Raw genomic sequence first — 10558 nt, forward strand, 5'->3', positions numbered from 1 at the left:
GCCCTTCGTACAAAAGATCGACTACCTGTCGTCATCAAATTGCTGAAAAATGAGTATCCAACTTTCAGCGAACTGGTACAATTTCGCAATCAGTATACCATTTCCAAAAATCTTGACTCACCCCTAATCGTCCAAACCTATAGCCTGGAGCCCTATCAAAATGGCTATGCCTTAGTCATGGAAGACTTTGGGGGGATTTCTCTGAAAGAATGGGCAATAAAGGGAAATCTACAATCAGTACAGGAGTTTTTAACTTTAGCGATCGCACTGTGCAACACCTTAGATATACTCTATCGCGAGCGCATCATTCACAAAGATATTAAACCAGCCAATATTTTAATTAATCCCGAAAGTAAGCAAGTTAAATTAATTGATTTTAGTATTGCCTCTTTATTGCCAAGAGAAACCCAAACCCTGATTAATCCTAATGTTTTAGAAGGAACCCTAGCTTATATTTCTCCCGAACAAACAGGAAGGATGAATCGAGGAATTGACTACCGTACAGATTTTTATTCCTTGGGTGTAACTTTCTACGAATTACTCACGGGAGAATTACCATTTCAATCAAATGACCCGATGGAATTAGTACATTCTCATATTGCTAAACCAGCACCGTTAGTCCATGAAATCAACCCAAAAATTCCTCCTGTCCTCTCAGAAATTGTTAATAAATTGACAGTAAAAAATGCGGAAGAACGCTATCAGAGTGCCTTGGGATTAAAATATGATTTAGAAAAATGTTTAACTCAACTTCAAGAAACTGGTGAAATTCAGAGTTTCGAGATTGGGACAAGGGATGTGTGCGATCGCTTCCTCATCCCCGACAAACTCTATGGAAGAGAAGCCGAAGTATCAACCCTACTCCAAGCGTTTGAACGTGTTAGCCTTGGTGCAACAGAAATGATGCTGGTAGCTGGGTTTTCGGGGATTGGTAAAACAGCAGTTGTCAACGAAGTTCACAAACCCATTGTGCGGCAACGCGGTTATTTTATCAAAGGTAAATTTGACCAATTCAATCGCAATATTCCCTTTTCGGCGGTTGTGCAAGCCTTCCGCGATCTAATGGGGCAGTTGCTAAGTGAAAGCGATCGCGAATTACACATCTGGAAAACTCAGATTCTTCAGGCTCTAGGTGACAATGGGCAAGTAATTATTGAGGTGATTCCCGAATTAGAACGCATCATTGGTAAGCAAGCACCTGCGACAGAATTATCAGGAACATCGGCACAAAATAGATTTAATTTACTGTTCCAAAAGTTCATTCAACTCTTCACAACTAAAGAACATCCCTTGGTGATGTTTTTGGATGATTTACAGTGGGCTGATTCTGCCTCGCTCAATTTGATACAACTTTTGATGAATGAGTTGGAAAGCCACTATTTATTGATGATCGGGGCTTACCGAGATAATGAAGTTTCACCAGTGCATCCCTTAATGTTGACATTGGATGCTGTAGCCAAAGCCAACGCCACCATCAATACTATTACTTTGGGTTCCCTCAGTCAGGGTAGCTTAAACCAGCTAGTTGCTGATACGCTCAACTGCCATATTTTGAGCGCGCAAGCCTTGACAGAACTGATTGCCCTCAAAACAAAAGGCAATCCCTTTTTTGCCACCCAGTTTCTCAAAGCATTGTATCAAGATGGATTGATTCAGTTCACCCCCCCAACCCCCCCTTACCAAGGGGGGGCTACGGGGGGGTGGCAGTGTGATCTGGCAGAGATTCGCTCTGTTGCCATGTCCGATGATGTTGTGGAATTTATGGCATTACAGTTACAAAAACTGCCCTCTGATACGCAAGATATTCTCAAATTAGCCGCTTGTATTGGTGCACAATTTGATTTGAAGACGCTGGCGATCGTCTCTGAACAATCGGAATCTGATACCGCCGTTGCTCTCTGGAAACCCTTGCAGGAAGGGTTAATCATCCCCCAAAGTGAAATTTATAAGTTCTATGTGGGCGAATTGGATACAACCCAAAACACACAAACTGAAACGCTCAATTATAAGTTCCTCCACGATCGCGTCCAACAGGCTGCTTATTCCCTGATTCCCGATGACCAAAAACAAATTACTCATCTGCAAATCGGGCAACTTCTATTGCAAGATGCGTCACCGAGTGCAAAGGAAGAGAAACTGTTTGATATTGTCAATCATCTGAATATTGGCAGATATTTGATGATTCAACCGTCGGAACGGACAGAATTAGCCCAACTGAATTTGAAAGCTGGAGGTAAGGCGAAAAATTCCACCGCCTACGCCGCCGCAAGGGGTTATTTCAAAATAGGGATTGAGCTATTACAACTAGACTGCTGGAAAACACAGTACGAATTAGCCTTGAATCTCCATGTGGCAGCAACGGAAGCCAGCTATTTGAATGGTGACTTTGAGGATATGGAACAGCAAGCAGGGTTGGTATTGCAGGAAGCACTGACAATTTTCGACAAGGTTAAAATCTACGAAATTCAAATCGCGGCACAAACGGCTAGAAGCCAAATTTTAGTGTCGATCGCAATGGGCAGAGAGGTTCTAGCACAGTTGGGGGTAGAACTGCCGACGGAAGTAGAATCAGCCAAGATTGATAAAGCGTTACAAGACCTAAATCAGCAACAAAGCGGCAGAGAGATTGCTGGACTGATTGACTTGCCGATGATGAGCGATCGCACTGCGATCGCCGCGATGCAAATGTTAGTAATCCTCTTGGGACCAGTGTTCCAGGGAATGCCAGGTTTACTACCCTTCATGAGCGCGACGATGGTGAGGTTGTCACTCCAGTTTGGCAATACTCCCACCTCAGCGGTTGGCTATTGCACTCATGGTTTGGTGCTTTGTGCCTTTTGGGGTGAAGTCGAAACAGGCTACGAGTTTGGTAGATTAGCGCTCTCGTTACTAGAGAGGTTGAATGCTCAGGCCATGAAGTCATCCACTCTCAACGTGTTTGGGTCTTTCATTCAACATCATCGGCAAGCACTCTTGGCAACATTACCGACGTTTAAAGATGGCTACACAACTGGCATAGAAACAGGCGATTTTCTCTCCGGGGGCTACAACATAACAACTTACGCCTGGGATGCGGTGTTTGCAGGCGTAGAGGTGGACGCATTGTCATCCGAATTGGCTGCTTACAATGTTGTCCTGGCTCAGATGAAACAAGATTCGGCGTGTATTAATTTGGACATAGCGCGGCAGACGGTGCAGCATTTGAGAGAAACAGTGAGCCAACCCGATTGCTTAATTGGCACTATTTACGATGAAACAGTGATGCTGCCTAAGCACCGACAGGACAAAGCTCTCACCTCGCTCGCCGTTGCCTACATCTATAAACTGCTGCTTGCCTACTACTTTGGCAATTACCAGGCTGCCTTCGACTACATCGCTCAAAGCAAGTCCTACTTGATGGCAGTATCGGGATTAGTTTTTATTCCCATTTTTCATTTTTATGCGGCACTAACTCATCTGGCACTATTCCCCACACAACCGGAACTAGAACAAGCCGAAATGCTTGCTGTTGCCACAACCCATCAAACTGTTCTGCATCAGTGTGCGCAAAATGCCCCGATGAATCATCAGCATAAATGGTATTTAGTTGAGGCAGAAAAGTATCGGGTTTTAGGCAATAAAGCCGAAGCAATTGAACATTACGATCGTGCCATATCTGGAGCAAAAGCCAACGAATATATTAACGAAGAAGCTTTAGCAAACGAACTAGCAGCCAAATTCTATCTCAACTGGGGTAAAGAGAAAGTCGCTGCCAGCTATATGCAAGAAGCCTATTACTGCTATTCCCGTTGGGGAGCCAAAGCTAAAACTGATGATTTGGAAACCCGTTATCCAGACTTGCTCCGCCCAATTTTACAGCAGTCCGATCCCTCGGTGACAATGTTCGGCACACTATCAACGATCGCCTCTCCCAACTATTCCCTTCACTCCAGCACCCACAAAAGTTCTAGCAGTTCCAGCATCAATACCACCCTCGATTTTGCTGCCATTCTCAAAGCCTCCCAAGCACTTGCGAGGACGATTCAGTTAGAGGATCTGCTCTACCAACTCACCCAAATTATTCTGCAAAATTCGGGGGGCGATCGCTGTGCCTTAATCTTACCTTCGGAGAATGAAGTTTGGGAAGTACGGGCGATCGCCACACCCACCGAAACTAAACTCTACTCCGAACCCCTAGAAAACAACCCCAATCTCCCCGTCAAACTGATTCAATATGTCAAAAACACTCACAAAGTCGTGGTGATTGACGATCTAGAAACCGATTTACCCGTAATTGGGGATTATTTGACACTACAGCAGCCTAAAAGTGTGCTGTGTTTACCCGTTCTCAATCAAGGAAATTTGGTCGGTATTTTGTATCTCAACAATCGCTTAACCAGTGGTGTGTTTACCCGCGATCGCATCATTATTCTTGACTTTCTCTGCTCCCAAGTGGCTATTTCTCTAGAAAATGCAAGGCTTTACAATCAAGTCCAGCAGACTCTCACCGACTTGCAAAATGCTCAATTACAAATAGTTCAAAGTGAAAAAATGTCAGCCTTGGGGAACTTAGTCGCCGGAGTTGCCCACGAAATAAACAATCCTGTTGGCTGTATTATTGGCAACGTTGGTGCTGTCCAAGATTCCATCAATGACCTATTTGGACTAATTGACCTCTATCAAGAGGAACTCCCGCAACCCAGCCCCACCATTGCAGAGGAATTAGAGACAATTGACCTAGAATATTTACGCTCTGATTTACCCAAGTTAATCAGAGCGATGAAAGATGGGGGCGATCGTATCACGTCTATCAGCAAGAGTCTCCGCACTTTCTCCCGTGCCGATAGCGACCAAAAGCAGTTATTCAACCTGTATGAAGGGATTGATAGCACCATCTTAATTTTACGCCATCGCCTCAAGGCGTCGGATACTCGTCCCGCCATTGAAGTTGTCACCAAATATGGTAATATCCCGGCGATTAATTGCTTTCCCGGTCAATTAAATCAGGTATTTATGAATATTTTGGCTAATGCGATCGATGCCTTAGAAGAATCAAGTAATGGTCTAACTTTTGCAGAAATCAAAGCGAATTCCAACTGCATTAAGATTCAAACATCGGTCGAAAATGAAAGGGTAAAAATTGCAATTTCTGATAATGGTAAAGGAATGAGTGAATCAGTCAAACAAAAGATTTTTGACCATTTGTTTACAACAAAAGCCGTTGGCAAAGGAACGGGGTTAGGACTAGCGATCGCGCGGCAAATTGTCGTAGAAAAACATGGCGGTTCCCTGAATGTTAATTCTATACTGGGAGCAGGAACAGAATTTATCATCACTTTACCCCTTCAGGGAAGATAAACAGATTAACTTTTCCCTGATATTCAGACTCCTTCAACAAACCCGTCATTAGCTTTCCGCCAATAATAACAATGAATAACTCCTCCACAAACTACAACCTAACGACAACCCATCAAATTCCCCACTATCAAATTGTTGAGACTGTTTATTCAGGAAGTCGAACCGTAGTATATCGGGCCATCCGTACAAAAGATCGACTACCTGTCGTCATTAAACTCCTGAAAAATCCTTATCCCAGTTTCAACGAACTGGTACAATTTCGCAATCAGTATACCATTTCCAAAAATCTTGACTCACCCCTAATCGTCCAAACCTATAGCCTGGAGCCCTATCAAAATGGCTATGCCTTAGTCATGGAAGACTTTGGGGGGATTTCTCTGAAAGAATGGGCAATAAAGGGAAATCTACAATCAGTACAGGAGTTTTTAACTTTAGCGATCGCACTTTGCAATGCCTTAGATATATTGTACCGGGAACGCATCATTCATAAAGACATCAAACCCGCCAATATTTTAATTAATCCTGAAACAAAGCAAGTTAAATTAATTGACTTCAGTATTGCCTCTTTGCTACCACGAGAAACCCAAACCTTAATCAATCCCAATGTGTTAGAAGGGACACTGGCTTATATTTCTCCCGAACAAACAGGAAGGATGAATCGGGGAATTGACTACCGTACAGATTTTTATTCCTTGGGTGTAACTTTCTACGAATTACTCACAGGTGAGTTACCATTTCAGTCAAACGATCCGATGGAGTTGGTACATTGTCACATTGCAAAAGCAGCGCCTTTAGTACATGAAATTAACCCACAAATTCCGCCTGTACTCTCAGAAATCGTCAGCAAATTGATGGCGAAAAATGCAGAATCCAGATATCAGAGTGCTTTAGGACTTAAGTTTGATTTAGAAAATTGTTTAACTCAACTCCAAAAAACGGGTTCGATTGATAGCTTTGATGTTGGAACAAGGGATCTGTGCGATCGCTTCATTATCCCCGACAAACTTTATGGACGAGAAGCTGAAGTATCAACCCTCCTCCAAGCATTTGAAAGAGTCAGCGTTGGTGCAACGGAAATGATGCTGGTAGCTGGTTTTTCTGGAATTGGAAAAACAGCAGTTGTTAACGAAGTTCACAAACCCATTGTGCGGCAACGCGGTTATTTTATCAAAGGGAAATATGACCAATTTCAACGGAATATACCTTTCAGTGCATTTGTGCAAGCATTCCGGGATTTAATGGAGCAATTGTTAACAGAAAGCGATGCACAAATTCAGGAATGGAAAAATAAGATTTTAGAGGCTGTTGGTGAAAATGGACAGGTAATTATTGAAGTCATACCTGAACTAGAAAGAATTATTGGTGAACAACTACCAGCAGTGGAATTATCAGGAACGGCGGCACAGAATAGATTTAATTTGTTGGTTCAAAAATTCACGCAAGTCTTTACCAGTGCAGAACATCCCTTAGTGATGTTTCTCGATGATTTGCAATGGGCCGATTCGGCATCACTGAAGTTAATGCAGCTATTAATGTCTGATACCAGTCATCTTTTATTAATTGGTGCATACCGTGATAACGAAGTCAATCCAGCACATCCATTGATGTTGACTTTGAGCGAGATTAAAAAAACACTCTTCACGATTAATACAATTAGCTTAGCACCCCTGAGTCAAGTCACAGTAAATCAATTAGTTGCTGATACGCTGAAATGTACGGAAAGTTTGGCATTACCTCTTTCTGAATTGGTATTTCAGAAAACTCAAGGTAATCCATTTTTCGCAACCCAGTTTCTCAAAGCATTGCATCAAGAAAATATCATTCAATTTGATTTTGAGTCAGGCTGTTGGGAATGTGATATTGCACGAGTGACAATTCAAGCTGTTACAGATGACATTGTGGCCTTTATGGCATTGCAATTAGGAAAACTACCGCCATCAACTCAACAGGTGTTACAACTAGCAGCTTGTAGTGGCAATCAGTTCGATCTAGCAACTTTGGCAATTGTTTCAGAACAATCAGAGGTGGAAACAGCAGCTTCTTTGTGGAAAGCATTACAGTCAGGGTTGATTTTACCGATTAGTGATTTTTATAAATTTTATGTCGGGCAAGAAACTCTAGCAGTTCCTCAAGAAAATCAACAGACTGTTACATACAAATTTTTACACGATCGAGTACAGCAGGCTGCCTATTCCCTGATTCCCGATGACCAAAAACAGACGACTCATTACCAAATTGGACAACTGCTGCTGCAACAGATTTCCTCACAAGCAAGAGAAGACCGTATTTTTGAAATAGTCAATCAATTAAATTACGGAACTGCGTTAATTACCCAACAAACAGAACGAGAAGAATTAGCAAGACTCAATCTGATTGCCTGTCGCAAAGCCAAAAGTGCCACCGCCTATCAAGCGGCTCGTGAATATGCCGCACTCGGATTGTCTATGTTGGGAGAAAATGCTTGGCAACAGCAGTATGCAATGACCCTCGCCTTCCATGAATTAGCGGCGGAAGTGGCAATGCTAGGTGGTGACTTTGACCAGATGGAACAGTTCATTGATATTGTCATCGAACAGGCACACTCCTTACTGGAAAAGGTCAATGTTTACCGCATTAGAATTGAAGCAAATATCTGCCAGAATAAACCGACTACAGCTATTGAGATCGGACAGAAACTCTTGCAACAGTTGGGCGTAACAATTCCAGAAACACCGACACCAGCAGATATTCAACAGTCAATCCAAGAGATTAAGGAACTGATTGGAACTCGCAAAATTGAAGATTTTGTTCACCTTTCTGTGATGACAGATGCGAACAAAATTGCTATTATCCAGATTGCCAGTAGCATCATGTCAGCAGCTTACATTTGTGGATCTCTTTTGTATCCATTACTGGCTACCTTGTCAGTCAAATTATCCCTGCGGCACGGCAATATATCTGCTTCAGCTTTTAACTATGCTTGCTATAGCTTGGTTGTCTGTAATATGGAGCAAGATGTAGATTTAGCCGTACAGTTTGGGCAGTTGGCATTAAATGTAGTTTTAAGATTAGATGCTAAAGCGGCTAAACCTGAAGTGTTAATGTTGCTAGGATGTTTTATTCTCCACCGTAAATCTCACATCAAAGAAACATTACCACTCTTTAAGGAGAGCTACGTGGCTGCCCTGGAAGTCGGAAGCCTGGAATACGCCGGATATAATGGCCACAGTTTCTGTCGGCATTCTTTTTGGTGCGGTCAACCCCTTGTTACGCTGGAGCAAGATACGCGCACTTACTATAATGGTTTAGCGTCAATTAACCTATTGACATCAGCTAATTACTGTCTGAGCTATTGGCAATCTATTTTAAATTTACTGGGTTTTGCAGAGCATCCCACCATTTTGTCTGGATCGGCTCTCCAAGAGAGGGAATTTCTCTCGCTGCTGCGGTCTGCAAACGATCTATTTGGGTTGTATTACTTCTATTTATATAAGCTAATGCTTTGCTTTTTGTTTGGGGAATTTGAGGAAGCTAATAACCATGCACTCTTAGCCAGAAACTATTTAATTGGGTGTGTGGGAACAGTCGGCGAACCTGTATTGTATTTCTATGATTCTTTGATTGCTCTGGCACTATTGAGTCAACTGCCCGGCGGGATGTCAACAGCATTAGAGCGGGTGGCAGAAAACCAAACTCTTTTACAGCACTGGGCATACCATGCTCCGATGAATCACCAACATAAGGTTGATTTGGTGGAAGCTGAAAAATGTCGAGTATTAGGACAGAAAGCCGAAGCGATTGAGTTATACGACAAGGCGATTTCTGGAGCTAAAGCCAACGAATATATTCAAGAAGAAGCCTTAGCCAACGAACTCGCTGCTAAATTTTACCTCGACTGGGGCAAAGAACGGATTGCCCAGGAATACATGACCGAAGCCTACTACGGCTATGCTCGTTGGGGAGCAAAAGCTAAACTCGCCGACTTGGAACGACGCTATCGGCAACTGCTTGCTCCCATCCTCCAACAAACCCGTTCTCCCCTGTCAACTAACGAAACTATCTTCGCTTTGGGGAGTGTCACATCCACCTCTTCCGCGACTTCCAGCAGTAGCAGTGTCTCTGGAGTTTTAGATTTAGCGACTATTCTCAAAGCTTCCCAAGCTATCTCAGGCGAAATTGAACTGGAAAAACTGCTTTCATCGTTGCTTTCTATTGTCATCGAAAATGCGGGGGCTGATAAATGCGTGTTAATGCTGTCACGAGATAATCGCCTGCTAATTGAAGGGTCAATAAGCGTGGGGATGGAGCCAGTTGTGTTGCAACGCCTTCCTATTGAAGACAGTCAGGATATTCCCCTAAAGCTGATTTACAAAGTTAAGCACAACCAGCAGACTGTTGTTTTGGTGGAGGCGACAGCAGATTTAACCTTAGCTAATGACCCGTATATTATTCGTCAGCAACCCAAGAGTATCTTGTGCAGCCCGATTTTGCATCAAGGCAAGTTGATGGGCATTTTATATCTAGAAAATAATTTAACAATGGGAGTTTTCACGAGCGATCGCGTCGAACTGCTCAATTTGCTATGCGCTCAAGCTGCCATTTCCCTGGAAAATGCCCAACTTTATGCGCGATCGCAGCATTATGCTCAACAACTAGAGCAGTCATTCGCCGAATTGAGCGCGAGTAATTCTCGGTTTGAGAAACTTGTAGATAATGTTCCAGGCGTTGTTTATCAAGCCGGCTGGACTCCCGATCAAAGCAGAACTCTGACCTACATCAGTGCTGACTGTTACAACTTGTTTGAAATCACGCCAGAGCAAGCGTTTGCTAATATTCAGTTTCTCACGGAGATGATCCATCCAGATGATGCAGCCAGTTACCAACAGTCCGTTACCAAATCCATACAGGCCCTGATTCCTTTTGAGTGGTCAGGGCGAATTATTACACCATCTGGAATTCTCAAGTGGATTTACGGCGAAGCTCGAATCGAACAAGGCGCAGATGGAAGTTTAGTTTGGGATGGATTGATTTTGGATATTAGCGATCGAAAAGTTGCAGAAATTACCTTACAGCAGAAATCGCTGGCATTAGAAAATGCCTTAAACTCGTTACAGCAAGCCCAGCTCCAAATTGTTCAAAGTGAAAAAATGTCGGCCCTAGGTAATTTAGTCGCCGGAGTTGCCCACGAAATCAACAATCCCGTCGGCTGTATTATTGGCAACGTTGGTGCTGTCCAAGATTC

The 10558-nt window shown here is 43.1% G+C and carries 2 protein-coding genes; both read left to right on the forward strand.

What is annotated here, in order from left to right:
* Window positions 1–5337: trifunctional serine/threonine-protein kinase/ATP-binding protein/sensor histidine kinase (locus QUB70_RS29720; RefSeq protein ID WP_332985272.1), on the forward strand; the 5337-nt coding region annotated here is incomplete at its 5' end.
* Window positions 5338–5408: 71 nt separating this feature from the next.
* A partial coding sequence (locus QUB70_RS29725) for an AAA family ATPase (RefSeq protein ID WP_332985274.1) occupies window positions 5409–10558 on the forward strand: 5150 nt, incomplete at its 3' end.

The sequence above is a fragment of the Microcoleus sp. A003_D6 genome (assembly GCF_036702825.1).
In the GTDB taxonomy this organism is placed as follows: Bacteria; Cyanobacteriota; Cyanobacteriia; order Cyanobacteriales; family Microcoleaceae; genus Microcoleus.